The sequence below is a fragment of the Streptomyces sp. NPDC053076 genome (assembly GCF_044546845.1).
Lineage (GTDB): Bacteria > Actinomycetota > Actinomycetes > Streptomycetales > Streptomycetaceae > Streptomyces.
Window position 1 is genome coordinate 266,682 of sequence record NZ_JBITZL010000008.1, and the last position, 25,728, is coordinate 292,409.

The 25,728-nt window shown below is 70.6% G+C and carries 23 protein-coding genes and 4 pseudogenes; 15 read left to right on the top strand and 12 right to left on the bottom strand.

Going from position 1 to position 25,728, the window contains the following annotated elements:
* Positions 1-44: 44 nt before the first annotated feature.
* Positions 45-818, bottom strand: a complete 774-nt coding sequence (locus tag ACIGYR_RS29705; protein WP_399605064.1) for an MHYT domain-containing protein — start codon at positions 816-818, stop codon at positions 45-47.
* A gap of 151 nt (positions 819-969) precedes the next feature.
* Here ACIGYR_RS29705 and ACIGYR_RS29710 point away from each other — a divergent pair, with 151 nt between their 5' ends.
* Complete coding sequence (locus ACIGYR_RS29710) at positions 970-1,569, top strand: class I SAM-dependent methyltransferase (protein WP_399605062.1); 600 nt, start codon at positions 970-972, stop codon at positions 1,567-1,569.
* Positions 1,570-1,581: 12 nt separating this feature from the next.
* Here ACIGYR_RS29710 and ACIGYR_RS29715 read toward each other — a convergent pair whose 3' ends face one another.
* The gene (locus tag ACIGYR_RS29715; RefSeq protein WP_399605060.1) at positions 1,582-2,337 is read right to left on the bottom strand and encodes an alpha/beta fold hydrolase; all 756 of its coding nucleotides are present in this window, start codon (positions 2,335-2,337) and stop codon (positions 1,582-1,584) included.
* Between the two features lie 133 nt (positions 2,338-2,470).
* Between ACIGYR_RS29715 and ACIGYR_RS29720 the strand changes: the two genes are divergently transcribed.
* Positions 2,471-3,004 (top strand): PadR family transcriptional regulator, encoded by a 534-nt coding sequence (locus ACIGYR_RS29720; RefSeq protein ID WP_399605058.1) that lies wholly within the window; start codon positions 2,471-2,473, stop codon positions 3,002-3,004.
* Here the strand turns inward: ACIGYR_RS29720 and ACIGYR_RS29725 are convergent.
* A pseudogene (locus tag ACIGYR_RS29725) lies at positions 2,981-3,094 on the bottom strand (DUF2236 domain-containing protein); the annotation flags it as partial. The gene ACIGYR_RS29720 and the pseudogene ACIGYR_RS29725 overlap by 24 nt on opposite strands.
* Positions 3,095-3,275: 181 nt before the next feature.
* Between ACIGYR_RS29725 and ACIGYR_RS29730 the strand changes: the two are divergent.
* Positions 3,276-3,572, top strand: a complete 297-nt coding sequence (locus ACIGYR_RS29730; protein ID WP_399605056.1) for a hypothetical protein — start codon at positions 3,276-3,278, stop codon at positions 3,570-3,572.
* A gap of 142 nt (positions 3,573-3,714) precedes the next feature.
* On the top strand, positions 3,715-4,551 hold the full coding sequence (locus ACIGYR_RS29735; protein WP_399605055.1) for a hypothetical protein: 837 nt from the start codon (positions 3,715-3,717) through the stop codon (positions 4,549-4,551).
* Between the two features lie 286 nt (positions 4,552-4,837).
* Here ACIGYR_RS29735 and ACIGYR_RS29740 read toward each other — a convergent pair whose 3' ends face one another.
* Both ACIGYR_RS29740 and xylA read right to left on the bottom strand, forming a co-directional pair.
* A complete protein-coding gene (locus ACIGYR_RS29740; RefSeq protein WP_399605053.1) occupies positions 4,838-5,020 on the bottom strand; it encodes a hypothetical protein in 183 nt (60 codons plus the stop codon).
* Between the two features lie 207 nt (positions 5,021-5,227).
* Positions 5,228-6,394: a xylose isomerase gene (xylA, locus tag ACIGYR_RS29745; protein ID WP_399605051.1), complete on the bottom strand. Its 1,167-nt coding sequence runs from the start codon at positions 6,392-6,394 to the stop codon at positions 5,228-5,230.
* Between the two features lie 153 nt (positions 6,395-6,547).
* Here xylA and xylB point away from each other — a divergent pair, with 153 nt between their 5' ends.
* The 6 genes and pseudogenes from xylB to ACIGYR_RS29775 all read left to right on the top strand — a co-directional run bounded on the left by xylB (position 6,548) and on the right by ACIGYR_RS29775 (position 14,472).
* Positions 6,548-7,993, top strand: a complete 1,446-nt coding sequence (gene xylB / locus ACIGYR_RS29750; RefSeq protein ID WP_399605050.1) for a xylulokinase — start codon at positions 6,548-6,550, stop codon at positions 7,991-7,993.
* A 51-nt stretch (positions 7,994-8,044) separates the two neighbouring features.
* A complete protein-coding gene (locus ACIGYR_RS29755; RefSeq protein ID WP_399605048.1) occupies positions 8,045-9,253 on the top strand; it encodes an ROK family protein in 1,209 nt (402 codons plus the stop codon).
* A 787-nt stretch (positions 9,254-10,040) separates the two neighbouring features.
* Positions 10,041-10,529 (top strand): annotated as a pseudogene (locus tag ACIGYR_RS29760) (acetamidase); the annotation flags it as partial.
* Positions 10,530-10,586: 57 nt separating this feature from the next.
* Positions 10,587-11,189, top strand: a complete 603-nt coding sequence (locus ACIGYR_RS29765; protein ID WP_399605282.1) for an N-acetylmuramoyl-L-alanine amidase — start codon at positions 10,587-10,589, stop codon at positions 11,187-11,189.
* A gap of 341 nt (positions 11,190-11,530) precedes the next feature.
* A complete protein-coding gene (locus tag ACIGYR_RS29770) occupies positions 11,531-12,892 on the top strand; it encodes a GAF domain-containing protein (RefSeq protein WP_399605280.1) in 1,362 nt (453 codons plus the stop codon).
* Positions 12,893-12,948: 56 nt separating this feature from the next.
* Complete coding sequence (locus ACIGYR_RS29775) at positions 12,949-14,472, top strand: aldehyde dehydrogenase family protein (RefSeq protein ID WP_391843521.1); 1,524 nt, start codon at positions 12,949-12,951, stop codon at positions 14,470-14,472.
* A 53-nt stretch (positions 14,473-14,525) separates the two neighbouring features.
* Here ACIGYR_RS29775 and ACIGYR_RS29780 read toward each other — a convergent pair whose 3' ends face one another.
* From ACIGYR_RS29780 to ACIGYR_RS29790, 3 genes and pseudogenes are all read right to left on the bottom strand, one after another.
* Positions 14,526-14,981: a hypothetical protein gene (locus ACIGYR_RS29780; protein WP_399605046.1), complete on the bottom strand. Its 456-nt coding sequence runs from the start codon at positions 14,979-14,981 to the stop codon at positions 14,526-14,528.
* A 234-nt stretch (positions 14,982-15,215) separates the two neighbouring features.
* Entirely contained in the window at positions 15,216-15,479 is a 264-nt protein-coding gene (locus tag ACIGYR_RS29785) for a winged helix-turn-helix domain-containing protein (protein WP_399605044.1), read from the bottom strand.
* A 136-nt stretch (positions 15,480-15,615) separates the two neighbouring features.
* A pseudogene (locus ACIGYR_RS29790) lies at positions 15,616-15,840 on the bottom strand (alpha/beta hydrolase); the annotation flags it as partial.
* A gap of 831 nt (positions 15,841-16,671) precedes the next feature.
* On the opposite strand from ACIGYR_RS29790, the gene ACIGYR_RS29795 reads away from it, so the two are divergent.
* From ACIGYR_RS29795 to ACIGYR_RS29805, 3 genes are all read left to right on the top strand, one after another.
* The gene (locus tag ACIGYR_RS29795; RefSeq protein ID WP_399605042.1) at positions 16,672-18,318 is read left to right on the top strand and encodes a restriction endonuclease fold toxin-2 domain-containing protein; all 1,647 of its coding nucleotides are present in this window, start codon (positions 16,672-16,674) and stop codon (positions 18,316-18,318) included.
* 15 nt (positions 18,319-18,333) lie between these two features.
* A complete protein-coding gene (locus ACIGYR_RS29800) occupies positions 18,334-18,792 on the top strand; it encodes a hypothetical protein (protein ID WP_399605040.1) in 459 nt (152 codons plus the stop codon).
* A 277-nt stretch (positions 18,793-19,069) separates the two neighbouring features.
* Complete coding sequence (locus tag ACIGYR_RS29805) at positions 19,070-19,399, top strand: hypothetical protein (protein WP_399605038.1); 330 nt, start codon at positions 19,070-19,072, stop codon at positions 19,397-19,399.
* Between the two features lie 948 nt (positions 19,400-20,347).
* On the opposite strand, the gene ACIGYR_RS29810 is transcribed toward ACIGYR_RS29805, so the two are convergent.
* The gene (locus ACIGYR_RS29810; protein ID WP_400014347.1) at positions 20,348-21,292 is read right to left on the bottom strand and encodes a helix-turn-helix domain-containing protein; all 945 of its coding nucleotides are present in this window, start codon (positions 21,290-21,292) and stop codon (positions 20,348-20,350) included.
* A gap of 410 nt (positions 21,293-21,702) precedes the next feature.
* Between ACIGYR_RS29810 and ACIGYR_RS29815 the strand changes: the two genes are divergently transcribed.
* Positions 21,703-21,858, top strand: a complete 156-nt coding sequence (locus ACIGYR_RS29815; protein WP_400014349.1) for a transposase family protein — start codon at positions 21,703-21,705, stop codon at positions 21,856-21,858.
* 425 nt (positions 21,859-22,283) lie between these two features.
* On the opposite strand, the gene ACIGYR_RS29820 is transcribed toward ACIGYR_RS29815, so the two are convergent.
* Together ACIGYR_RS29820 and ACIGYR_RS29825 are read right to left on the bottom strand one after the other, a co-directional pair.
* On the bottom strand, positions 22,284-22,880 hold the full coding sequence (locus tag ACIGYR_RS29820; protein ID WP_399605032.1) for an NADPH-dependent F420 reductase: 597 nt from the start codon (positions 22,878-22,880) through the stop codon (positions 22,284-22,286).
* 41 nt (positions 22,881-22,921) lie between these two features.
* Positions 22,922-23,740, bottom strand: coding sequence for an inositol monophosphatase family protein (locus tag ACIGYR_RS29825; protein WP_399605030.1), 819 nt, complete (start codon positions 23,738-23,740; stop codon positions 22,922-22,924).
* A 140-nt stretch (positions 23,741-23,880) separates the two neighbouring features.
* On the opposite strand from ACIGYR_RS29825, the pseudogene ACIGYR_RS29830 reads away from it, so the two are divergent.
* Positions 23,881-24,018 (top strand): annotated as a pseudogene (locus tag ACIGYR_RS29830) (LysR family transcriptional regulator); the annotation flags it as partial.
* A 44-nt stretch (positions 24,019-24,062) separates the two neighbouring features.
* On the opposite strand, the gene ACIGYR_RS29835 reads toward ACIGYR_RS29830, so the two are convergent.
* Entirely contained in the window at positions 24,063-25,586 is a 1,524-nt protein-coding gene (locus ACIGYR_RS29835; protein WP_399605028.1) for a GMC family oxidoreductase, read from the bottom strand.
* Positions 25,587-25,728 lie beyond the last annotated feature (142 nt).

The following is a 25,728-nucleotide window of genomic DNA, read 5'->3' on the forward strand; positions in this document are numbered from 1 at the left end:
GCCTCCTCGCTCGGGACGTGGTCGGTGCGCTGGCCGAGGTGGCGCTAGTGGGCGGCGCTCTCGACGGGGCGCTGGGCGGAGGCGGACGCCTCGCGCTCGTCGGCCGTGGGCGAGAGGGCGACGAAGGCCGAGGTGATGAACAGGTAGGACCCGAGGCCGACGGCGAGGGGGAAGATGAACTGCATCGCCGTGGCTCCGGGGATGGCGTCGCCGGAGGGATCCACACGCACGCTCACCGCGAACATCCCGGTGTAATGCATGCTGCTGACGGCCGCGCCCATGACGAGGGAGGCGACGGTGACCGCCAGGGGTGAGGTGATGTTGAGTCCGGCCCACAGGGCCGCGGTGGCGGCGACCACGGCGATCAGTACGGACAGGGCGACGAGGAGGGGGTCGTAGCCGACGTGGCCGTGCAACCGCACCGCCGCCATGCCCAGGTAGTGCATGCTGGCGACGCCCAGTCCGGTGGTGAGTCCGCCGAGGAGGAGCGCGCGGTTGCGGTCGCGGCTGTAGCCGACGGCGAAGACGCCCGCGCAGACGACGACCATGGCGACGAGAAGGCTGAGGATGGTCAGCGGCACGTCGTAGCGGATGTCGGTGCCGCTGACGCGGAAGCCGAGCATCGCCACGAAGTGCATGGTCCAGATGCCCGTCGCGATCGCGGAGGCGGCGGTGACGAGCCAGTTGCGGCGCGAGCGGCCGGTGGTGGCGAGCGCCCGCACGGTGCAGCGCAGTCCGAGCGCGGCGCCTATACAGGCCATCACGTACGACAGTGCGGGGGTCAGCCAGCCGAAGGCGGCGTGGTCCAGGTGTCCCATGGCCCCGGGACGCTAGCGGGGGCAGGGGCGCACAATGGGGGCGCATTTCGAAAAGTGCCGGAATATGTACACGGTTGCGATGGATCGATCGCGTCCCGCTCGAACATGCGCACAGAGACATCCCTCATGACGGTGAGGAATCATGCGGAGCATGAGCGACGACCACACACACGTCCAGGAGTTCTTCACCGCCCGGGCCGCCGGCTGGGACAGCCGGTTCCCGGATGACGGGCCGGCCTACGCCGCCGCCGTGGCCGGTCTCGGATTGCGCGAGGGCGACCGCGTGCTGGACGCGGGCTGCGGAACGGGGCGGGCCCTGCCGCCCCTGCGAGCGGCCGTCGGACCCTCCGGGGTGGTCCTGGGTGCCGATCTGACCCCGGCGATGCTCCAGGCCGCCGTACGTGCCGGCCGGGACCGCGACGGACGGCTGATGCTCGCTGACGTCGCCGCGCTGCCGCTGCGCTCGGGCAGTCTGGACGCCGTGTTCGCGGCCGGTCTGATCGCCCATCTGCCGCATCCGATGGCCAATCTCCGCGAACTGGCCCGGGGCGTGCGCAGGGGCGGCACGCTCGCGCTCTTCCACCCCATCGGCCGTGCGGCCCTGGCGGCCCGTCAGGGGCGCCGGATCACGCCCGACGACCTGCGGGCCGAGACCAATCTCCGGCCGCTGCTGGCCGGTTCGGGCTGGCGCATGACCTCGTACGTGGACGAGGACGCCCGTTTCCTCGCGCTCGCGGTGCGCGAGGGCTGACGACCGGGGCCGTCAGACCGTACCGGCGACGGCTGCCGCGAAGGCGTCGGGGTTGTCGAACATGACGTTGTGCCCGGCGCCGGGCACCGTCACCACGCGCACCCCGGCGGCTTCCAGGCTCTCCCGGCCCGCGAGTTCGCCGCTGAGCTCGCCCTGGAGGAAGACACGGTCGACGGGCAGCCCCTCCAGGATCGTGCGCATCACAGGGTCCGAGCCCCGGCACAGTCCGACGGCGCTGCGGTGCAGGGCACGCGGCTCGGCCAGCCGCATGGTGGCCGCCCACAGCGGTCCGACGGCGCCGAGTACGCGCGCGTACCCCTTCTCGACGAACTCGTCCTCCTCGTAGGCGGCGATAGTGCTGCTGGCGGCGGTCGACGGCGGAAAGGCGTCCAGGTTGGCCTCCGTCAGCACCAGCCGCGAGACGAGGTCGGGCCGACGGTGGGCGAGAACGACGGCCACGGCACCGCCCATGCTGTGCCCGATCAGTTCGGCGCCCGAGACTCCGGCCGCGTCCAACGCCACCGCGACCGCGTCCGCATGGTCCTCCAGCGTGTAGCCGAACTCCCGGGGCCGGTCACTCGTGCCGTGTCCGGGCAGGTCCACGAACAGCACGCGGCGGCCCGTGAGTTCGGGGCGGGCCGCGATGTGCCCGTGGTACACGGCGGACATCGATCCGAGTCCGTGCAGGTACACCCGGGCGGGCTCCGCCCCGGGCACCTCGGTCCACCGGATGCTGCTTCCCCTGCCGTCGAACGTGGCCTGTTGCACGTAGCCCTCCCTGCGTTGCGCGACGCCTCACGATACATCGCCTCCGAGGTATACCGCTAAGGTCGTATACATAAAGCGATGCATAGCGATGTACTGCCGCTGCCGTGGGAGGACCGTGCGGAAGAATGCGGCCATGCTCGAACTCGCCATCCTCGGATTCCTCTACGACGCCCCGCTGCACGGCTACGTCCTGCGCCGTCACATCGCGGCGCTCACGGGCCACGTGCGCCCCGTCGCCGAGAGCACGCTGTACCCGGCGATCAAGCGGCTGGAGAAGGCGGGCCTGCTGGTACGGGCGACCGAGCCCGGCGCGGTGGCCGCGCCGCGCCATGTGCTGAGGCTGACCGAGGAGGGCGGGCGCGAGCTGAAGCGCCGGCTCGCCGAGCCCGCCCAGCGGGAGATCACCGACGAGAACCACTGGTTCACACTGCTCGCGTTCCTGCGGCACTTGGCGGACCCCGCCGCCCAGGCCGCCGTGCTGCGGCGCCGACTGGCCTTCCTGGAGGAGCCGGCGAGCTTCTTCTACGACGGCGACCGGCCCCTGCGCGCCGAGGAACTGGACGACCCGTTCCGGCGCGGTGTCCTCACCATCGCGCGGGCCACGAGCCGGGCCGAACTGGCCTGGCTGCGCGACACCCTGGCGTCACTCGACAGGGCCGACCGCTGAGGTGTCCCGGCGCCGCACCGGGCAGCCGCGCAGCCCCGGGGCCGGGCAGGTGCCCAGGTCGGCCCCGCGGTAGCCGTCGAACAACCCTCGGCCTGTCGGCTCCGGCGCGTCGCCGGCGCGTCCGCCACCGGGTCGGCCCGGCGGATCCGCCCGAGATGTTCGTACCGCTTCACCGCCTCGATCCCCTTCTGTCACCGAAGGTCAAACTCTAAGTTGGGGAGCAGTGGATGAGCGAGGGGCGCTGAGCCCGTTCGGGGAGAGGGTGGTCCGTGTGTTCGACGCGATCCGCAGGTACGCCGGCCGGCTCCGCACCTCCGCGCCCGCGGGAACGGCGGATACCCGGAACAAGCGTGCGCACAACTTGTTCGAAGCGGCGGCCGTCTATGTGGCGGCCCGCACGGAGGACGACCAGGACCGGATCGAGGAGGCGGCGGCCTGGGTGTCGCCGGAGGCGCTGTCCTTCGGGGTGAGCGAGCTGGCGTGCCGGGCGGTCCTCGCCCTTGCCAGGGAGCGCGGCGAGTCGCCTGCCGCCGTGGCCCGCGACCTCCTCGGGCTGCCCGCGGCCTGAGCGGGACTTCCTTCTCCAGATGTGGCCGTTTCGCCCCCGTCCAGGTGGAAACCTGCAGCTCCGCGTGGTGCGCGGATCGTGACAAGCGGCTTCCGCTCGCACTAGGGTGCGCGCCGATGGACGAACCACTGGGGAGGCAGGGATGGCCGGGACGAATGATGAGGCCGTCGCCGCCGCGGACGATGCGCTGTACGTGCTGACGGCGGTACTGCTGACGCCGGCACAGTTTCCGAGCGTGCTGGGCGACGACTACCCGGAGGCGTGCGCGGCACTGGATCTCCCGCCGCTCGCCGACGGATACGGACTGGTGCTGGGCCAGGACGGGGAGGGCTCTCGCTGGACGGTCGTCATCGACGACGTCTCGCTGGTCGCCGTGGCGATCGCGTCCTGGGACTGCGGCATGGAGTACGAGCTCTCGCCGGACGAGCGCGCGGTCGTGACCGCCCTGCCGGGGTGGCCCCTGGCCGTCGCCGTCGCCGCACCGGGCGTGCCCGCACCGCACGACCCCCCTGCCGAGACGGCGGACCGGCCGGCGCTGAGCCCGCCGAACACCGGCTCCTGGGGGCCCGCCCAGCGGCGTCTGGGCGCAGACGAGATCGCGCTGCAGTGGGCGGCATGGCGAGAGCAGATCGACGACGCCGAGTTCTCCGTGCCCGGTGGGAAGACCGCCGAGACCGCACCCGCTGGCCGGGACGGTGCCACGACCGGCGGCCATTCCGGTGTCCGTCGGGTGCTCGCCGAGGCGCGTGCCTACGTCGACAGCCCGCCGCCGCTCGGCCGGGTGCGCTCGTCGTTCGCCCCGGGCGAGGCCCGTACGCTGCGCGCCGACGGTCCCGGTTGGTCGATCGTGGCCCGCACCGACGACATCGCGTTCATCCTGCTCGACGACGAGCCCGGAGAGGTCCTGCCGGTGGGACGGGGCCCCGAGCTGCCGGGGCTGCTGGAGGCGCTCGACAAGATGGCCGTACGGCCCCTGTGAGCTGAGGCGGCCGGACGCCGCCGACCTCCCTCCGGGGCCTCGGCCCGGCACGACGGGCCGGGCCGCGGCAGCTCGACCGACTGATGCAGCCACCTCGGCGAACGAGCTTCTGCCGAGTGCCGGTCCTTTCGCGACCGGCCCCGCCGTGCGCGGACCCCTGGACCTATCCCTGCCGCGCGCGGGTCCCCGATCGACCGGCCCCCTGCCGCGCGTGGACGCTTGAGCGACCTATCCCCTGCCGCGCACGGACCCCTGAGCGCCGCCCCCCCTTCCGTGGGCCGGCGCCTCAGCGGCCGAGCTCCTTGCGGGTGACCCGGCGGAGCCTGCGCCGCTGTGAGGGGTCCAGGGCGAGGTACGCGGCCACCGGTACCCCCACCACGATCAGGAACGCCACCCACCAGGGCAGCCATTTCAGCAGGATCAGTCCGACCGCCACGCCCCCTGCGGCGATCTTCGCTTGCTTGGACATGAGCGTCGCCTCCTTCGCGGCCACTGCCGCTCTCTGATCTGAGAACGGCCTCCCGCTCCCTGCGGTTCCGCGTCCCGACCCTGAGACAACCCTGAGCGCGCCCCTACTGGCCGTGCGGCCGGGTTCCTGTCGAACAGATCGTGAAGGGAACCAGTCATGGTGTCGGCGGCAAGGAGCCGCTGCCGCTCGCCCCCGGCCCTCGCGCGCTCAGCCCCGCGCCCCCAGCAGGTGGTCCATCGCCAGCTGGTCGAGGTGTTCGAAGGCCATGCCGCGCGCGGCGACCGCCTCCACGTCGAAGTCCTCGAAGGCCGTGCGGTCGGCGAGCAGCCCCTGAAGACCCTCGGCCGCGGTCGGCCGGGCCAGCTCATCCAGCCGCGACGCGCGCAGCGCCTCCCGCACTTCCGGGTCGGCACGGAAGGCGGCCGACCGCTCCTTCAGGATGAGGTAGTTGCGCATGCAGCCGGCCGCCGACGCCCACACGCCGTCGAGATCCTCGGTCCGCGGTGGCTTGAAGTCGAAGTGACGGGGACCTTCGTAACCGGCGCTCTCCAGGAGGTCGACGAGCCAGAAGGCGGCCCGCAGGTCGCCGGCGCCGAACCTCAGGTCCTGGTCGTACTTGATGCCGGACTGGCCGTTGAGGTCGATGTGGAAGAGCTTGCCCGCCCACAGGGCCTGCGCGATGCCGTGCGGGAAGTTCAGGCCGGCCATCTGCTCGTGGCCGACCTCGGGGTTGACGCCGTACAGCTCGGGTCGCTCCAGGCGCTCGATGAAGGCCAGCGCGTGGCCGACGGTGGGCAGCAGGATGTCGCCGCGGGGCTCGTTCGGCTTGGGCTCGATCGCGAAGCGGAGATCGTAGCCCTGGGAGGTGACGTACTCGCCGAGGAGGTCGAACGCCTCCTTCATGCGGTCCAGGGCGGCGCGTACGTCCTTGGCCGCCCCGGACTCGGCACCCTCGCGCCCACCCCAGGCGACATACGTCTTCGCGCCCAGTTCCACTGCCAGGTCGATGTTGCGGATCGTCTTGCGGAGGGCGTAACGGCGCACGTCGCGGTCGTTGGCGGTGAACGCACCGTCCTTGAAGACGGGGTGCGTGAAGAGGTTCGTGGTGGCCATCGGGACGGTCATGCCGGTGGCGTCCAGGGCCTGGCGGAACCGCTTGATGTGCGACTCGCGCTCGGTGTCCGAGGAGCCGAAGGGGATCAGGTCGTCGTCGTGGAAGGTCACTCCGTGGGCGCCCAGCTCGGCCAGGCGCCGCACCGTCTCGGCCGGGTCGAGGGCGCGGCGGGTGGCGTCGCCGAACGGGTCCCTTCCCTGCCAGCCGACGGTCCACAGGCCGAAGGTGAACCTGTCCTCGGGTGTGGGCTGGTAGTTCATGCCGCGGCTCCTTGCTGGGTACGACTATTTCGTCATGGCGGTTTACAAATTAGTATGCGGGCGCACCGCTGGGAAGAGAAGATGTCTTCGACAGCAAGGTGTCTTCGCCAGCCCACCGCAGATCCCGCGGAGTCGCGGAAGAGGGAGAGCCCGATGTCAGCAGCCGAGGGTCCGCTCGTCGTCGGGGTGGACACGTCCACCCAGTCCACAAAGGCGCTGGTCGTCGACGCGGCCACCGGGCAGGTCGTGGCGGCCGGCCAGGCTCCGCACACCGTGACCACCGGCCTGGGCCGGGAGAGTGATCCGCGCCAGTGGTGGGACGCGTTGTGCGCGGCCCTGCGCCAGTGCGGGGAGCCGGCGCACGAGGCCGCGGCGGTGTCGATCGGCGGCCAGCAGCACGGCCTGGTCACCCTGGACGAGCACGGCGAACCGGTGCGTGCGGCGCTGCTGTGGAACGACGTCCGCTCCGCACCCCAGGCCCGCCGTCTCGTGGAGGAGCTGGGCGGACCGAAGGTTTGGGCGGAGCGCACCGGCAGCGTGCCCGGCGCGTCCTTCACCGCCGCCAAGTGGGCGTGGCTCGCCGAGCACGAGCCGGACGCGGTCCGCGCCACCAGGGCGGTCCGGCTCCCCCACGACTACCTCACCGAGCGCCTGACCGGGCAGGGCACCACCGACCGCGGCGACGCCTCCGGCACCGGCTGGTGGGCTTCCGGCACGGAGGCGTACGACGAGGAGACCCTCGCGCACCTCGGTCTCGACCCCGCGCTGCTGCCCCGGGTGGCGCGACCCGGCGAGGTGGTGGGCACCGTACGCGACAGCCACGAGCTGCCCTTCTCCAAAGGCACCCTGGTGGCCCCCGGCACCGGCGACAACGCGGCGGCGGCACTGGGCCTCGGCCTGCGGCCCGGCACCCCGGTGCTGAGCCTCGGCACCTCCGGCACGGTCTACGCCGTCTCCGAGCGGCGCCCCACCGATCCGGCCGGCACGGTGGCGGGCTTCGCCGACGCGCGCGGGGACTGGCTGCCCCTGGCCTGCACCCTGAACTGCACCCTCGCGGTGGACCGGGTGGCGGCCCTGCTGGGCCTGGACCGCGAGGCGGTGGAACCGGGCGGCTCCGTGACCCTGCTGCCGTACCTGGACGGTGAACGCACCCCGAATCTGCCGCATGCCTCCGGGGTGCTGCACGGGCTGCGTCACGACACGACCGCGGGCCAGTTGTTGCAGGCCGCCTACGACGGCGCGGTGCACGCGCTGCTCGGGGCCCTCGACCTGGTCCTCGACGAGGACGCGGACCGCAGCACCCCGCTGCTCCTGATCGGCGGCGGGGCCCGGGGGACGGCCTGGCAGCAGACCGTTCGCCGGCTCTCCGGGCGGCCCGTCCAGATCCCGGAGGCCGGGGAACTGGTCGCCTTGGGCGCGGCGGCGCAGGCGGCCGGACTGCTGACCGGCGAGGACCCCGCGGCGGTGGCCCGTCGCTGGAACACGGCCGCGGGCCCGGTGCTGGCCGCCGTCGAGCGGGACGGCGCGACGCTGGACCGGATCACCGGGGTACTCTCCGACGCGGCCCCGCTGCTGGAGCGGGAGACCGGGACCCAGTGAGCAAGCCGCCCGCGCACAGCCGGGCGGCGGGCACCGAGGATTGACGGAGGCATGACCGAACCGCTGCACGAGGCGCGCCCGCCGGGCACCGGGCACGTCCTGCCGGACACCCAGCAGGGCATGCGCCGGCGCAATCTCGCCCGGGTCATGCACGCCGTCAGCGCGGAGGGTTCGCTGTCCCGGGCGGCGGTCGCCTCGCGGATCGGTCTGACCAGGGCGGCGGTGTCGACGCTGGTGGACGACCTGATCCGCTGGGGGCTGCTGGAGGAACTCGGTCCCGAGCGGCCCGGCCGGGTGGGCAGGCCCGGATCGGCGCTCGCGGTGAGCGGTCGTGGTCCGGCCGGGCTCGGGGCGGAGGTCGGCGTCGACCACCTCGCGGTGTGCGCGGTCGACCTGCGCGGCGAGGTCCGGGCGCGGGCCGTTCGGCGTGGCGCCAACCGGGGCCGGGCACCCGGTCCCGTCATCGCGGATCTGACGGCACTGATCCGCCGGGTCGCCGCGGAGGCGGAGCGGGCGGAGCTCTGGCCCGCGGGGCTCGCGGTCGCCGTGCCCGGGCTGGTGGCCAGGGACGGCCGGACGGTCGTACGGGCCCCGAACCTCGACTGGCACGACACCGACCTCGGCGCTCTGCTGCCCGGCGACTGGCCGCTGACCGTGGACAACGAGGCCAACTTCGGTGCCCTGGCCGAGCTGTGGCTCGGCGCCGATACCCCTGGTGACTTCCTGCACGTGTCGGCAGAGATCGGCATCGGTGCGGCGGTCGTCGTGGACGGCCGACTGCTGCGCGGGACCCGGGGCTTCGCGGGCGAGCTGGGCCATGTGCCCGTACGGCCGGACGGCCCCGCCTGCCCGTGCGGCGGCCGGGGATGCCTGGAGCAGTACGCGGGCGAGGAGGCGGTCCTGCGCGCGGCCGGGCTGGCGTGGCGGGAGGATCTGGTCGGGCTGCTCGCGGAGCGCGCGGAAGCAGGCGACGAGGGGGTGCGGGGCGCGCTGCGGGACGCCGGTGCGGCCCTGGGCATCGCCCTGACCGGCGCGGTGAACCTGCTGGATCCCGAGACGGTGGTCCTGGGCGGGGCCCTGGCCGGCCTCTCGCCGTGGCTGCTGCCGGCCCTGGAGAGCGAGCTGACGGGCCGCACGGCGGGCCCGGCCTGCCCGGTGGCGGTGTCCCGGCTCGGTTCGCAGGGCCCGCTGCTGGGCGCCGCGCACTCGGTGGTCCGCGCGGTACTGGACGACCCGGCTGTGGTGGCGGAACGAGCCTGAGCGCCGCGCGGCCTGTGGCGCCTTGACGGCCGATACCGGACCGCGCCGCACGGTGGGGGTGCGAGCCGGAAGCGTGGCGTGTCCCGGGAGAACGGTCAGCTGCGCTGCCGATACGGCTCTGGCATACGCTCGACGGCACTGCGCATAAGGCCCAGGACACACACCCAACCGGCCCCGACGCCCTGCGCGTACGGCCGTGCCATGCGCTCGCCGACACTCCGTGCCAAGGCCCGGAACACACGCCCACCCAGCCCCCGACCGCCCTGCGCAAACGGCCGTGCCATGCGCTCGCCGGCACTCCGCCAAGGCCCGGGACACACGCCCACCCAGCCCCCGACCGCCCTGCGCAAACGGCCGTGCCATGCGCACATCGGCACTCCGCTAGGGCCCGGGACACACGCCTCGCCGGTCGGGCCGCCCCCGCTTCTCGCCCGATCGGGTGAGCGAGTTATCCACAAGCCGCGACTTGTCCACGGAACCGGCGTATGCCCTTCTGCCCAATCGGGCCTCGCCGTACCGTGATTCACGCGAGCACGAGCCGACGGTCCGTCAAGGAGCGACGGGCCTGCGCGACATGACAGAGACGTACGAGCGGCGGGTGGCAGTCGTCTGACACGCATCGGGGGACACATGCTCGGAGGGCCGGCCGGGGCACCGCGACGCGATGCCGTCGGATTGCGCGAAGTGCTGTTCCGAACCCTCACAGCGACGGCGCCGGCCGCCGCGGTGGCCGCGTCGATCCCGTGCGGCGCCGCCGCAACGGGCGGCAGCCTTCCGCCGGCGGTGCATGGACAGGCCCGAGATGCGCGCCGGAGTCACCCACTGTCCGGGCGTGAACGTCGAGGGCGCGCTGCTCAGCCTCGGCGACGGGCGTGCCCGGCAGGGCGAGGGCGAGACCTGCGGTGCGGCCGTGTGGTGCGCGATGAACACGGTGGTGGTCGTGGACCCCCTCAAGGACACCGCTACGCCGTGGCCCCGCCCGGGGTCGGACGGGTCGGACACGCACATCGTCTCGACCGGCTCGGCCCGCCCGTTGGAGGACGCGTTCCGGATAGCGCGGCTCGACCTGATGCGGTGGTCGGTGCGCGACTACGGGTTCAGTGAGCTGGACGCGTGCCGAGGCGCAACCCGCGCGGTCGAATCGCCGTTGGCCACCGTGTGCGACACGACCTACACGTGCGTGGCCAAACTCCGCAGGGAGTGGCTGCCCGCCAGGGAGACGTACCGCGGCGTGCACGCACGACTGCGGGAGACCGCGCGGGCCCGGCGCGGCTGACCTCTCCGCCGTACCACTGACTTCGAACGGCCTCCCGAAAGGCATCCCGTCATGGACATGGACCGAGCCAAGCCGCGGCTCAGCCGACGGCGACTGCTGCTGAAGGGCGCGGCACTCGCCGCCGTCCCCTACGCGCTGCTTCCCGACCCGCGTGCCGGAGCACAGAGCGGGGCCGTCGACTACCCGCCCGCGGAGTGGCGGCCGGCGAGCAGCTCCAACTACACGGTGTCCGACCGCCCCGGCGACTACGCCATCGACCGTGTGATCATCCACGTCACACAGGAGACGTACACCGACACACTGGCGATCTTCGGTAATCCGCAGAAGAAGGTCTCCGCGCACTATCTGGTCCGCTCGGTGGACGGGCACGTCGCCCAGTGCGTGCATGAGGCCGATATCGCCTGGCACGCGGGCAACTGGAGCTACAACACCCGAAGTATCGGCATCGAGCACGAGGGCTGGGTGGATCAGCCCGCCTACTTCACCGACGCGCTCTACGAGCAGTCGGCGAGGCTCACGGCGGCGGTCTGCGCAAAGTACGGCATCCCCCGGGACAGGGAGCACATCATCGGCCACTATCAGATTCCCGGCACCGATCACACCGACCCAGGGCCGGCCTGGGACTGGGTGCGCTACATCAGAATGGTCAACTTCTCCTAACCGGAGGCTGAGCGGCCGGCGCAGCGGTTGTCCGGGCGCACCCCCGGGGTGACGATGGTCCCGGTCGCCGTGGCACCACCGAGCCGGCCGCGTCACCACCCGATCCCCGGCCCTTCGTACCCGACATCACCACCTGCGTTCACCGCACCGCACCGCATCCATCACGCTTCACCGTTGGATCCGCCGTACCCGACATCACCACCTCCGTGCACCGCACCGCACCGCACCGCATCCACCACCGCATCCACCACCGCTTCACCGTCCGATCCGCCATATCCGACATCACCCCCCCGTTCAGCGCACCGCATCCACCCTCGCTGTCACCGTCCAAGGAGGCCGAGTTGAACGATCCGTGGGTTGCCCTGGAGCCGGGGGCCGACCCCGCCGAGCGCGTCCGGGTGCTGCGCCGGGCGCACGAGACGTTCACCGCGGGGGGCACGGTGCCGCGTCCGGTGCGGTCGGTGGTGGCGGAGTCGTGGCGGCGCAGCGCGCGGGCCGGTGTCGGGCCGGACGGCACCGCCGGCGTGGAGCTGGCCGACGGCGACCTCGGCGCCTACCGCGCGGAGCATCCGCTGGCCCGGGTGATGCCTCTGTTCCGGGAGCTGATGGGCTCGTTCGCGGCCGACGGCGAGCACCTGCTGGCGGTGTGTGACGCGCACGGCAGGCTGTTGTGGGTGGAGGGGCACACGGCGACCCGGCGCCGGGCGGACCGGATGAACTTCGTGCCCGGAGCCCGCTGGTCGGAGAGTGCGGTCGGCACCAACGCGCCGGGCACCGCGGTCGCCGTGGACCGGCCCGTGCAGGTGTTCGCCACCGAGCACTTCATACGGCGGGTGCAACCGTGGACATGCGCCGCCGCTCCCGTGCACGATCCACGCACCGGACGGGTCCTGGGAGCCGTGGACATCACCGGCGGGGACGGGCTCGCCCACCCGCACAGCCTCGGCTTCGTGCAGGCGGTCGCGCGCGCCGCGGAGGCGCAGCTCGCCCTGCTCGCCCCGCCCCGTCCCGAGAAGGCACCGCTGCTGAGCGCGCTCGGCCGGGACGAGGCCGAGCTCGCCCTGGACGGACGGCGGACGAGACTCAGCCGTCGGCACAGCGAGATCCTCGTGCTGCTGTCCCGGCACCCCGAGGGGCTGAGCGGTGATCAGCTGCTGTGCGCGCTGTACGCGGACGAGTCGGTGACCCCGGTGACGCTCCGGGCGGAACTGGCGCGACTGCGGCGGCTGTTGGGCCCGGGGCTGCTCGCCTCACGGCCGTACCGGCTGACGGCCGTGATCGAGTCGGACGCCACCGTGGTCGAGCGGCGGCTGGAGACGGGTGCGCTCACCGCGGCGGCGGAGGCGTACGCCGGCCCTCTGCTGCCCGGATCGCAGGCGCCGGCCATCGTCCGGCTCCGGGAGCGGCTCTCCGGCGGACTGCGCGCGGCACTGGTCGCGCACGGCGACCCGGACCTGCTGGCGGACTGGGCGCACGCGCCGTGGGGTGAGGACGACGTGGAGGTGTGGCGGGCGCTCGCCGCGGTGCGCCCCACGGCCCCGGTCCGCGCGCGGTTCGCCGCGCTGGAAGCCGAGTTGGCGGCCGAGTCGGCGGCCGCGCCGACGACCCGGTCGGCGGCGTCGGCCGGTCGGGCTCCGGGGCGGGGTCGCGGGCGGCACGGTCCGTGGCCCCGCGCAACGTACTTGCAACGTCCGCCTGTCTAGCCTCGCGCCGAGAGCTGCCCAACGGCGGGCAGCGCTGCACCGGGAGGCAGACCAGGATGACTCGTTACGCGGCGCCGGGCACCGAGGGCGCGATCGTCTCCTACCAGCCGCGCTACGACCACTTCATCGGCGGCGCCTATGTGCCGCCGGCGCGCGGGCAGTACTTCGAGAATCCGTCGCCGGTCAATGGGCAGCCCTTCACAGAGATCGCACGCGGTACCGCGGAGGACGTCGAGCGGGCACTGGACGCGGCGCACGAGGCGGCGCCCGGGTGGGGGCGTACGCCGGTGGCGGAGCGCTCCGACATCCTGCTGAAGATCGCCGAACGGATGGAGGCGAACCTGGAGCGGCTGGCGGTGGCCGAGAGCTGGGAGAACGGCAAGCCGGTCCGGGAGACGCTGGCGGCCGACATCCCGCTCGCGATCGACCACTTCCGCTATTTCGCGGGGGCGATCCGGGCGCAGGAGGGATCGCTGGGTGAGATCGACGACGACACGGTGGCGTACCACTTCCACGAGCCCCTCGGGGTCGTCGCGCAGATCATCCCGTGGAACTTCCCGATCCTGATGGCGACCTGGAAGCTCGCACCGGCGCTGGCCGCGGGGAACGCGGTCGTGCTCAAGCCGGCCGAGCAGACCCCGGCCTCCATCCACTACTGGCTGAGCCTGATCGCGGACCTGCTGCCGCCGGGCGTGGTGAACGTCGTCAACGGCTTCGGCGTGGAGGCGGGCAAGCCGCTGGCGTCCAGCCCGCGGGTGGCGAAGATCGCCTTCACCGGGGAGACCACGACCGGGCGGCTGATCATGCAGTACGCCTCGGAGAACATCAAGCCCGTCACCCTGGAACTCGGCGGGAAGTCGCCGAACATCTTCTTCGACGACGTCTGGGCGCACGACGACGACTTCCGCGACAAGGCGCTCGAGGGCTTCACGATGTTCGCTCTCAACCAGGGCGAGGTCTGCACGTGTCCGTCCAGGGCACTGGTCCAGCGCGGTCACTACGCGGAATTCCTGGAGGCGGCGGTCGAGCGCACCCGGCGCATCAAGCCGGGTCACCCGCTGGACACCGGCACCATGATCGGCGCTCAGGCGTCCAACGACCAGCTGGAGAAGATCCTCTCCTACCTGGACATCGGCCGCCAGGAGGGCGCGAAGATCCTCACGGGTGGGGAACGCATCGAGCATGAGGGCGAGTTGAAGGGCGGCTACTACGTCCAGCCGACCATCTTCGAGGGCGACAACCGCATGCGGATCTTCCAGGAGGAGATCTTCGGCCCGGTCGTCTCGGTGGCCTCCTTCGACGACTTCGACGACGCGATCAAAACCGCCAACGACACGCTGTACGGGCTGGGCGCGGGCGTGTGGACCCGGGACATCAACACCGCGTACCGCGCGGGCCGCGCGATCCAGGCGGGCCGGGTGTGGACCAACTGCTACCACGCCTATCCCGCGCACGCGGCGTTCGGCGGCTACAAGCAGTCCGGGATCGGCCGGGAGACACACAAGATGATGCTGGAGCACTACCAGCAGACGAAGAACCTGCTGGTCTCCTACTCACCGAAGAAGCTCGGCTTCTTCTAGAAGCCCGAGAAAAGGCGTCTGACCTGGGCTTTTGCCCGTCAGGCGCCTTCCGCTCAGCCCGCTCGGAGCAGAGCCCGGTTTACGTCGTAACTCCCAGTTCCTCCCACTGCTATCCCGCTCCTGACCAGCTCTTCCGGACCAGTCACGGACCAAAACCCCGACTCACCCTCAGGCGCCGCGGCCTGGCTGACGCGGTCCCACTCCAGCATGGACTGTTCAATGAGGCGGTTAGCCTGCTCCCTGACGCCATCCAGGAACTTGGCGTAGTGCCGGAAGAGGACCTCGATGCTCTGGCCGGCGCGGCGAGCGCATTCGGCCGGGTCCACACCGGAGTACAACCAGAACGAGATCCCGGCGTGCCGGAGATCGTAGGGCCGCTTGGCCAGACCGGAGGCGAGTTCCGTGCGGGTCAGGACGTACTTCCGCGCCCGCGCCCACGTCGTGCCATACGCAGCCGCGTCCACGTAGTTACCGGCCTGGTTCCGGAACAGCCGGCCGTCCGGCGCCACGCCGAACCGTTTGATGTGCGCATGATATGGCAGCAGGCGGCAGCAGCGCCCTATACCTCCTCGCGAATGCGTGCGGCACCGCCAACTGCGTCCGCCACGACTCCACCGCCAAGCACAGCCGTGTGCGAACACCATCAATGCTCTGCACGATCCCCGGTTTCGCTAACCGGGGATCGTCTGCTATGTATCGCCCTGCGCCACGGGGCAGGGCCTCTCGCTCTGAGCCGAGGCCGGTCAGACCGCCAGTCGATGGGACCGCAGGGCAGGGGTCGCGCCGTCAGTGACGAGCACCAGCAGCCCGTCGTCGGTGAGGCGGTCGAGGTTCTGAGCGACGACTCGCTCAGAGACGCCAACGGCTCGGGCGACGTGGCGAGTCGCAGCTCCGGGGTGCGCCGCGACGTGCGCGAGGACCGCGCGGTCGCGGTGGTAGCCGCGTTGCAGCAGGTCCTCACCGAACAGCCCGGCCGCGCAGACGCACGGGCAAAGTGCCGTGGACAAGGAGACGTAGTCCTCAGCCTGTTGGGCCGTCCACGCGTTCATCGCACCGAGCGCCAAGAGGATGGGGGTGGTAAAGCGGGCAGATCGGATAGCGGGCTTCGACAGGTGGACCTCCGTGGGGTCGGGCGCTCGTCACGAGGCCGAGTGGCGCCGCGGCAAAGCCCTCCGCCGCGGCGTGCTTGGCCCGGGCCACCAGTCGGGGGTACATCTTGCGCAGCCCGAGGGAAGGGTGGCCGAGCAGGATCAGCGGGACCGGTGCGGACGCGGACGCAGGTGACCAGAGGATGCCGGGGATCTCGCCGAGGGTGAATTCGCACTCGAGGACGCCGCCGTCGAGGCGCTGTTCAGAAGTGAAGTGCATGGTCGTGCCTTTCGGGAGGGCTCAGAAACGGCGCTCCCGAACGACCTATCGCCCGACCATGACCCCAGAGGAGAGCACCCATGTGAATACGTTCACGGGTACCACCTCCTCGTTGTCTCGCACGGCCTCCGGCAAAGTAGCAGTGGTCGCCGTGGTCCGCCAACGGCTTTTCGCGGAGGCTCCGTGGCCGGATGCCACGGAGCCGCTCACCCAAAGGCCAAGGCCATGCGGTCAAGGGCTTCGGGTCAGTGTGGTCACGGTGCGGTGCAGGCCGGGATCTAGGAAGCAGAGCCCTGTCAGGAACAGTTCGGCCCAGGCCTGGTACATCTGCGACGTACCTCCGCCACCATCCTTTGACATCGAGTAAGTCCACACAGGTCAGCTGATTGCGGTGGGCGGGACCCAGGGGTCTCGACCGCGGTCGCGGCCACCGGGCAGCGGCTGGTGCTGTGCACCGGGCGCAAGCTCAGCCGCGGCACGCCCGTTGCCCCGTGCACGCGGCGACTGACCGATGTGCCGGTCGCCGCCGTGCCCGGCCTGTTCGATATCGCCGTGGAGCGCCGAGGGAACGGTCTGGGCCTCGGCTAGGACATCGCGCGGCCGGACGTCGTCGGCCGGGTCGAGGTGCGTTTGCGGACCGCCAAGGCCCTCGCCTTGCGGCACTGCTTGCGGGCTGACCCGCTGCCTCCTCAAGTCGGCTGACCATGCGTCGAGGCGAGCGACCCGGGTTGTGGCGTGGGAGGCACTCTGCGTCTCCGGGATCCTCATGCGATAGAACAGAGGTCCAACCGCCCGTTCACATGGACGAGTTCGCTTTGAGGGGGAATGTCTATGGGGCTGTCACCGGACCTGAAGGTCATCGCCGAGGGCATGATCAAAGCGTCCATGGCCATGGTGGACACGGTGATGGTCGGTGCCCGGGACACTGCCATCGCACTCTTCCACGAACTCGACCGGCAGCACGGCATGGCCGGCGACGACGACGCTGGGCGCGCCTTCGCGAAGGTGTACAAGTCGGCGGCAGCCACCACCCTCGACAAGATCGGGTTCAGCGCGTACGTCATGGGCGAGACCGGCACGGGGCTGATGCGCAATGCGCGTGAGTTCATGGCCCGGGAGAGCGCCATCGCCTCTGCGATCCTCGGAAAGCAGGTGGACCTGACCGCGGGCATGGGCAACCCCGGTGCGGACTGCACCGAGAGTTTCCTCGGCCTGGGCCAGGAACTGCCCGAGGTTGTGGGTGATACCGCCTGGTACGACCAATACGCGCCTGCGGGCATCAGCGACCGATTCCGCGGCTCGCCGGACAAACTGCGTGACGTGGCCGGCACCTGGCGCCACGGCGGGAAACTGATGCTGCGTTTCCTGGAAGACGCGCAGGTGTACGCGCACACCGCGGACAAGGCGCACTCGGGTGAAGCCGCCGATGCCTTCCGCCGCTACTTCAAGGCGTTCGTAGGGTTCGCCGCACCACCGGAGCAGGCCCACGCGGACGAGACCCTGGTCGCCAACCTGGTGGCTGCCTGCACCCAGCTCGCCAGGGCATGCGAGCGGTACGCCGACCATGTCGAAGAGGCCATGAAGAAGATCGTCCAGCACCAGGTGGATCCGTTCGCGATCGACATGCCGTGGGACCAGCCCATGTTCGGCGGCAACGGCTACGACGGCGGACTGCACGACGCCGTCCTGGACGACCCGTGGATACGCCAGCTCGGCATCGTTGCGCACGCGCTGGATGCCTCCGAAAACCGAGTCAGGCTTCCACACGGCTCAGACGATCCACCGGGGATCCCCGGGCTGCCGCTGCTCCCCGTCCCGGTCCCGGAACCTCTGCCGCTCATGCTCGCCTCCTACCGCGGGCAGGCCCCGGGCATCCTGCCCATGGCCAGCAGAGTCGACCCCTCCGTACCCAGCCAGGATCCCATCCCTCCGGAGCCGGGAACCTCACGCCTGCTCAGCTTGGCCGAGCAGCAGCAGTTCCGAACCTGGGCGAACTCGCTCAACGCGGGTGGTTTCGCCGGCGGCGGCGGACCCACTGACCCGGACAACGCCTACCAGCTGCGCGTGGCCGGCTACCCAGAACGAGAGGTCCCGCTGCCCGCCTCGGCCACCGGCGCCAGCGGCAAGGGGCTGATGGTGGACGGGATGCGCCCGGCGGACGGCTACGCGATCGACGCGAAGCACGTGCGCGAGCCCGGCTGCCGCAGCACCTACCGCAGCCTCGCCAAGGTCGACCAGACGCTCGGCACTCCGCCCAAGCTGGATGACAAGGGCAAGGTGAAGTTCGACCCCTACCTCGACGGGATGTACTTCAAGGACGGCAAGGAGCTGGCCCGCTACCGTGCGGCGCTGTCCGATCCGCGGAACAGTGAGCTGCGGGGCCTGGAGATCATCACCAACGACCAGGAGGCGGCCCCGTACTGGCAGAGCATGATGGTCATGAGCGGCGTGACCGGCACCGCGCGCTACGTCCCCTAGGAGTTCACACCCACCATGAGCACACCCAACCCGCGCCGTACCACCTTCAGCTTCGCACCGCCGGTCGACAACGCGGCAGCGTGGAACCTGAACCTCGACGATCTCGCCAACCGGCTGCTGCACGCCTTTCCGGGTGCCTCGGCCACGCCGGAAGGACCCTTGGGGCCGCGGGCCAGCGAAGGTCTGTCGTTCGAGCTTCCCCTGGGGGGCGGGGTGTGGCTCGAAGGTCTCGCCAACATGCCGTACCCGGGGATGGGATCCGTCATGGCGGTCATGGCCACGGCCGACGAAGCCGCCGTCCTGGCCCGCTGGCTCCGGGACTCCGTCGCTCCCGCTCCCGACCTGGTGTACTTCACCAGCGAGCTGGCGCTCGACCGGGGAGACACCAACTACCAGCAGATCCCGCCTCAGGGAGACCGGGAGGAAATCGCGCGCGTGTTGCAGGATCACCTCGACCACGCTGAGCGCCCGTGACAGAGACAGGCCGGTGAGCCTTCCATCGCTCACCACACCGACCGGTGCCCGGCGTCCGTGGACAACCGGTGACATTCAATCCAGTCGTCCCAGATCAGCACGCCGCACACGACTAACTTCACTGTCGAAGGACAACTGCCGGGCGCGGGTCTCGCGCATCACCGACAGGTGGACGGGCCGCCCTATGCGCGGGTCGTCGCCGACCAGGCGGCCCCGAGTTCCACGAGCCTCCGGCGGAGCTGGCCTCGCTGCCGCGCCGAAACCCCTGCGCGCGTTCGTGGGACATGTCGAACCGACCTTCAACTGGACGATGTCGTTCCCACCGAATCGACAAGTACTCACCTCCGACATCGAGGAAGTGCTGTACCAGCGCCTGTGCCTCGGCAGGCCCGTTGGACTCGCGATGCGCCCGTACTACCAGTCCGTTGGTAGTCTGCTCATCAGCTACGGGAAGGCCGTGAGTGACTACAACGTCAGCGTGCATGATGCTGACGAAAGAAGAGCACTCGACATGGCGCTGTACAGCAAGGTCGTCGCCCATGATCGGGTCGGCACTGTCATTCTTGGCGATCCCACCACAGCTATCCCAGTGCCGAAAGGGCTGTGACCGGATCTCGGGGAAGAACCGAGTGCTTCGGCCAGGCCATCCCCGAGCCTCCCCGTTTCCTGCGGGGCAACGCCCTGCTCGCCCAAGCCGACGCTGCGAGGCAACGGCTGGGGCCAAAGCTTGCCCCTGGGGAGTACCCGCTCGCTGGGGAGCGAGTGGGAAGGACCGAGCGCACCTTGGCGACGGCGGCGGCCCCGGCCTCCGCACCGGCCGAGAGTGCCGCATCAACTCCCTCCCTCGGCTCCTCGTCACCCCAACTTCGGCGCTCGTATGAGTGGCCGCACTCCGCCCCGACCAGCCCACAACCAAGATCCGGACCATACACGGACCGGCGGCTCTAGCGCTGGACTTACAACTCATCATTCGTGCTGGTCAAAGCCGCGCGGGCAGGTGTACCACCAGCAGACGAAGAACATTCTTTGTTCATACAGTCCAAAGAAACTTGGGTTCTTCTAGAGCCTGAAGGCGCTTGTCTCGGGGCATCGTCGCGTTCTGGGTGTCCGACATGGTGAGCACCCACTGCAATCACTTGGGTTCTTCGATTCACTGTCTGCCAACCAACGGAGTCCCCGCCGGACCAGTCGCGGACCAAGTGGCACCGAATGGCATCACCCCGTCAGCTGCCCAGCGCAGCGACACACCGCCGGCTCAATAAGCGACCGCGCCACCGCCGCCCGCGGTGCTGTGCCGTCCCGTTTCACCTTCCCTCCCGGGCGCCTCGGTGACCAGGAGGTAGGCAAGAGGCGGTGAGCGCGACGGCTTGCGGAATACCAGGCAGTGTTACCGTCGGCATCGTTCGGGCAAGTCATCCCAGCCTTCGTTGTCGGCGGGTCGCGTGTGATGCAGGTCGTCGAGCCTCCAGTCGATGCCCAGGCCGCCCACAGCGCCGCACTGCCTTGCTTGGGACACGAGTAGGCGGCATCCGCTGAACTGCGGTCGTACCTCCGGTCACACGCTTTCGGCCGGCCCGTGGCCCGGCGAGTGCCGGTCCGGCGAGAGCGCGGCTGCTCCGGTCGAGCGGGCGTACTCGGTGGGAGTCTGTCCGTAGTGCTTCTTGAAGGCTCGGGTGAAGTGACTGCCGTCCGCGAACTGCCAGTGTGCGGCGAGTTCCGAGATGCTCAGGCGACCTGACGGTGCGGTAAGGGCGAGCCGGGCCTCGTGCAGTCGCCGGTGGCGGATGTAGGTGGTCACCTGCTCACCCACCGCGGCGAATGCCCGGTGCAACGTACGGACGGAGACGTTGAGTTCACGCGCAAGCATCGCCGGAGAAAGCTCGGGATCAGCGAGCCGACGGTCCGCGAGGTCCTTGGCTGCCTGGGCGAGCGCGGGAGCCAGACGGGGTTCTACGTCGTCGAACCGGCCCTTCGCCACCGCCTTGGCCAGCTCGATCAGGGAGCCGTGGGCAGCTGCCACACCAGCCGGGCCCAGGTCGGCCACGGTGATGTGGATCATGTTTGTAAGGGCCGTCAGCAAGCGCATCTCGGCCGAGTCCGCCGGCCCTGTGATGGCCCGGTTCCCGACCAGGGGTTTGAGCTCGCCGGGTGGCAGGACAAGGAACTTCGCCGTGAGGTGCGCCGTCGTCTCGAAGGCCGTCAGGCGCCCGAGGTGCCGGACGAGGAACCGCCCGGCCGACACGGCCTGGTCGCCATAACCGGGCGGGCCGCCCAATGTCCATGTGCCGCGCCGCACTACGTACATGGCAACCAGATCCTGATCGCCGCCCTGAACGTCCGCAGTCCGGGTTGCCGACGCGGCGTGAAGATCGGCGATCGCCGCGCCGTGCACCTTGGTCACATTGCCCTTGACCCGGAAGTCACCGATCGTGTCCGGGCTGAAGGCCGGAAGTTGGAAGACGTCGTCGCCGATCTGCGTCTCCCACCCGCGCCGGAACACGTCCAGTCCCCGCGGTGCGGCGCCCGGGGCGGTCGAGTCCACTGCGAACACCCCACGCGCGCCGTCGACCTCCGCTCCAGTACTGTGCATCCCTCTCCGATCTCGTATTCATTGCTTCAACGCCATCCTGTTGTGGTCATGTTCCGCAGGACGTCGCCATGGCTCATGTGGGCACTGTGCCAATCTTCCTATAGACGGCCCGCATGGCAGCGGTCGAGAGGCAGAGCTGATGCTTCTGGTTCGGCTGGATGAGCTGATCGCCTGAGTACGCGAGGCGGTGGTCGGTTCGCCCAGTTGGGCAACGCGAGACGCGACCCCTGATGGGCTCGTGCCTGGTTGGCGACGGGCATCGACCCAGGCTCGCCTCGCGGTCACGGAAGCGGCCCGTCGGCGCTGGTGCGAAACACGGGATGGCGTTCGTCGACCGGCTCCTGGCCAAGCTTGTCCATCTCCGCCGTGGGGCAGAGCACGAGGTTCTTGCCTGCTGGTTCGGCGTGGACTGCTCGACCATCATCCATGCGATCAGCGAGGTGCGGCCTCTGCTCCCAGCCCTACCCAGGAGCTGAAGGTGAAGGAGGAGCGCCCGACCTGGCGAACGCCGGTGTGCACCCGAACGCGGGAACCGGCCGGTCCAGCCGGAGCGAAGCGGCTGACCCGTTGGCCGACGAGCAGTATCGGGAACCGGCCGAACCGGCCCTTACTGATGTGGCGTTCGAAACGGTGCAGCCGCAGCCGAATCCGGGCGTCTTCCAGCCGGTGGGCCATGCCGATCGTGCTTGCCGAGCCGTCTCGGCCAAGATCAGCCTGCCGCACCCGGACGTCGACCTGGACGCCAGGCACTCTGATTTTCAGATCAGTTCATGCACGACGACCTCATGTCAACGTCAACTCCGCGACCAAGTCGGACCATGCCTGCCGCGATCGTGTCCCATCGGGAACCCCTCCATGCCGGCGCCGGCCCCGGTCACCTGCAGCCGGCGCGGCTCGACGGTCAGCGGGCGATCGAGACCGCGAAGGGGGTGAATCCGGTGGACCGGATGACGTGCGGGACGAACAGTATCGCGGCCTCCGTGGCGCGGGCGGTCTGGATTCCGCCGAGGTCGGTGATCCACTCCTTGCGCCAGCCGAGGTCGATGAGCAGTTCGCGGACGGTCTGCTTGGCCTGCGGGTCTTCGCCGGAGAGGAAGGCGTCGGGCGCCTGGGTGAGCATGGCCGGCGCGGTCATCACCGGGAAGAGCATGGTGTTGAGTGTCTTGACGACGTGCGTTTCGGGGAGGGCTTCCTGGAGTTGTTCGGCGAGGCTCGAGCCGGGGTAGACGAGGTCGGCGGGCAGTCCGTCCGGTCCGTCGGTGGTGGCGTTGGAGACGTCGACGAGGATCTTGTCGCGCAGTTCCTCGCGCAGGGCGACGAGTCGGTCCAGCGAGCCGGCGCCCGGGGTGGCGTTGATGACGATCCGGGCCGTCCGGGCGGCGTCGGCGGCGGCGCCCGGCGCGCGGTCCGCGACGGTCACCTCATGCCCCGCCTGAGTGAGGGCTGTGGCCAGGTTGCCGCCGACGCGGCCGTTTCCGAGTACTGCGATCGTGGTCATGATGATCTGGTCCTTCCGTGGGTGCAGGTTGTGGTGCGTGCTCAGCGTGAAAGGGTGGCGACGGCTTCGGCGTGGACGCCGGGCGCGGCGGCCAGGAAGCTGGCGCTCTGCGGGGTCCAGGGGCGGCCCGCGGTGTCGGAGATCCGTCCGCCGGCCTCGGTGACGAGCAGCGCTCCGGGGAGCAGGTCGGCGCGGGCTCCGGCGAACTGCCAGAAGGCGTCGATCCGGCCGGCGGCCACGTTCAGCAGGTGCAGAGTCGCGGGCACGGCGGTTCGGACGACGAGCGCGTCGAAGAGCATCGCGGTGATCGAGGAGCCGACGCGCCGCACGACGTCTTTGTCCTCGTCGGGCCGGGCCTGGCTGGTGGCCACGATGCTCAGGCCGAGCTCCGCGGTCGGGGAGACGCGCAGCGGCCGGCCGTCGAGGTGGGCGCCCGCGCCGGTGAGCGCGGTGTAGGTCTCGCCGGTCAACGGCAGGTGGACCGCGGTGAGCACCGGCTGGTTCTCCCGCACGAGGGTGGCGGTCACCGCCCACTCCGGCAGGGCGTGCAGGTGGTTGACGTTGCCTTCGGCCGGATCCACGACCCACCACTCGCCGGACGGCAGCGCCCCGCCGTCCAGCTCGTCCTCCACCCAGCCGGCGTCCGGGCGCAGGCTCGAGAGGCGGGGACGCAGGATGTCGAGGGCCGTGTCGTCGTTGACGGCGAGCGCGCTCATCAGCTCCTCGCGGGTCTGGTAGCGGACCACCTTGCCGAAGCGCTCGCGCAGCGCCGACCCGGCCTCGCGCACGGCGATCGCGGTCTGCTCGAGCAGGTCGGCGTCGGAGGTCGCGCCGGCAGTGGTCTGAGGTGTTTCGGACATGATGGTGCTCCTGTCTGAGGAGGGGGGATGAGGCCGGGTCGGGGGCCGAACTGCGCGTTGCTTCTTGCGCTTTCGTCTCGAAGGTGTAGAGCCCCACCATTGACTTCACATGCATGTCAAGAACGGCAAGGGTTACTCACATGCAATTGGATGTGCACCTTCTCGCCGTGCTCGACGCACTGCCGGAGGAGGGAAGCCTGGCCGGTGCGGCCGCGCGTCTGCATGTCACCGCCACCGCGATGAGCCGGAGTCTGGGCCGCATTCGGCGCACGTCCGGGGGAGGATGAACGCGTTGAGGAAGGGCCGTGGGCGCTGAGGAGGCTCAGTCGAGCAGTTCGGCGGCCCGTTCGGCGATGGCGTAGACGGTCGCGTTGGTGTTGGCCGAGGGGATGGACGGCATCACCGAGGCATCGGCGACTCGCAGTCCGGCCACCCCATGTACGCGAAGGTTCGCAGGGTCGACGACGGCATCGGCATCGGTTCCCATGCGGCAGGTGCCGGTGAAGTGGAAGTAGGGGCCGGTGGCCTTGCGGATGAACTCGTCCACGGATTCGCCGCTCGTTCCGGAGCCCGGCACCGCTTCCTGCTTGCGCCAGTCGGCGAACGCGTCGGCCTCACCGATGCGGCGTGCCAGGGCCAGGCCCTTGCGCATGACCTCGAGGTCACGGTCGTCGCTCAGGTAGCCGGGGTCGACGACGGGAGCGCTGGCGGGAAGGGCGTCCGCCAGGCGCACGGTGCCGCTGCTGTGCGGAGCCATCGCGGAGAAGGCGATGGAGTAGCCGTTGGCCGGCGGCTGGCCCCATGCCGACGGGAGCGGTGCGGCGACGATGTAGACCTGAAGGTCCGGCCGGGCCGCGACGGGGTCGCTGTACAGCAGGCCCATCATTTCGGCCGGAGGGTTGGCAGGAACGAACGGTACGGGCTGGATGGCCTCGTACACCACGGCCGCCATCGGATGGTCCTGCAGATGGGAGCCCACTCCCGGCAGATCGGCGACGACATCGACGCCGTGTTCGTCAAGGTGTCGTGCCGGGCCGATCCCTGACAGCATCAGGAGGTGTGCGGAACCGATGGCTCCCGCGGTCAGTACCACCTCGGTGCTCTCGACGGACAGGTGCTCGCCACCCATGGTGTAGTCGACGCCGGTGCAGCGGCCCTCGGTGGTGCGCAGCCGCTGCACGGTCGCGTCCGTGACGACGTCCAGGTTCGGCCGGTCGAGGAACGGACGGATGTAGGCGTCGGCCGCGCTCTGGCGGGCGCCGCCGGGCAGATTCATGTCACTCCACCCGAACCCGGTCTCCAGCCCCCCGCCGATGTCATCGGCGCGTGTGAACCCGGCCTGCACCGCGGCGTCGACGCCTGCCGTGGCCAGGGGATGGGGTTCCGGGACCGGGGCGGCCACGACCGGTCCGTCTGTGCCCCGCACGGAGGCATCACGACCGCGAGTGCTCTCGCTGCGGCGGAAATAGGGCAGCAGATCGTCGAAACCCCAGCCCGGAGCCCCGAGTCCGGGCCATTCGTCGTACCCGGAGCGGTGCCCCCGCAGGTGGTAGAGGCCGTTGACGCTCGACGATCCGCCGAGCGCCTTACCGCGCAGCACGTCAGCGGCCCTGCCTGTACCGGCCTGCACGGTTGAGGCGCCCAGCCAGAGGGATGACGGGTCGAAGCCCAGGAACCCCCAGGGAGATGCCATCGCCTCGGTCGCGTCTCGGGCTCCCGCCTCCAGCAACAGCACCCGCACGCCGGGGCGTTCCGAAAGCCGGGAGGCGATCACGCACCCCGCTGTCCCCGCTCCCACCACGACATAGTCATAAGGACTCTGGCCTATCATGTCTCCGCTTCCCACGGCGGCACTGTCCGACCACCGGGTTTCAGGAAAATAGCTCCTCGAAGATCAAAGAGCTAATTGCTTGCATGTACTAAAGGGGCCGAAAAGTTGGGATGGTTCTCTTCAGGTCGGCCCTGTGCCCTCGCTCGGCCGCCTCCGG

Coding starts and splice junctions, on each gene's coding strand:
- ACIGYR_RS29705 (WP_399605064.1), bottom strand. CDS start 818: ATGGGACACCTGGACCACGCCGCCTTCGGCTGGCTGACCCCCGCACTG.
- ACIGYR_RS29710 (WP_399605062.1), top strand. CDS start 970: ATGAGCGACGACCACACACACGTCCAGGAGTTCTTCACCGCCCGGGCC.
- ACIGYR_RS29720 (WP_399605058.1), top strand. CDS start 2,471: ATGCTCGAACTCGCCATCCTCGGATTCCTCTACGACGCCCCGCTGCAC.
- ACIGYR_RS29735 (WP_399605055.1), top strand. CDS start 3,715: ATGGCCGGGACGAATGATGAGGCCGTCGCCGCCGCGGACGATGCGCTG.
- ACIGYR_RS29740 (WP_399605053.1), bottom strand. CDS start 5,020: ATGTCCAAGCAAGCGAAGATCGCCGCAGGGGGCGTGGCGGTCGGACTG.
- xylA (WP_399605051.1), bottom strand. CDS start 6,394: ATGAACTACCAGCCCACACCCGAGGACAGGTTCACCTTCGGCCTGTGG.
- xylB (WP_399605050.1), top strand. CDS start 6,548: ATGTCAGCAGCCGAGGGTCCGCTCGTCGTCGGGGTGGACACGTCCACC.
- ACIGYR_RS29755 (WP_399605048.1), top strand. CDS start 8,045: ATGACCGAACCGCTGCACGAGGCGCGCCCGCCGGGCACCGGGCACGTC.
- ACIGYR_RS29765 (WP_399605282.1), top strand. CDS start 10,587: ATGGACCGAGCCAAGCCGCGGCTCAGCCGACGGCGACTGCTGCTGAAG.
- ACIGYR_RS29775 (WP_391843521.1), top strand. CDS start 12,949: ATGACTCGTTACGCGGCGCCGGGCACCGAGGGCGCGATCGTCTCCTAC.
- ACIGYR_RS29795 (WP_399605042.1), top strand. CDS start 16,672: ATGGGGCTGTCACCGGACCTGAAGGTCATCGCCGAGGGCATGATCAAA.
- ACIGYR_RS29800 (WP_399605040.1), top strand. CDS start 18,334: ATGAGCACACCCAACCCGCGCCGTACCACCTTCAGCTTCGCACCGCCG.
- ACIGYR_RS29815 (WP_400014349.1), top strand. CDS start 21,703: ATGGCGTTCGTCGACCGGCTCCTGGCCAAGCTTGTCCATCTCCGCCGT.
- ACIGYR_RS29820 (WP_399605032.1), bottom strand. CDS start 22,880: ATGACCACGATCGCAGTACTCGGAAACGGCCGCGTCGGCGGCAACCTG.
- ACIGYR_RS29825 (WP_399605030.1), bottom strand. CDS start 23,740: ATGTCCGAAACACCTCAGACCACTGCCGGCGCGACCTCCGACGCCGAC.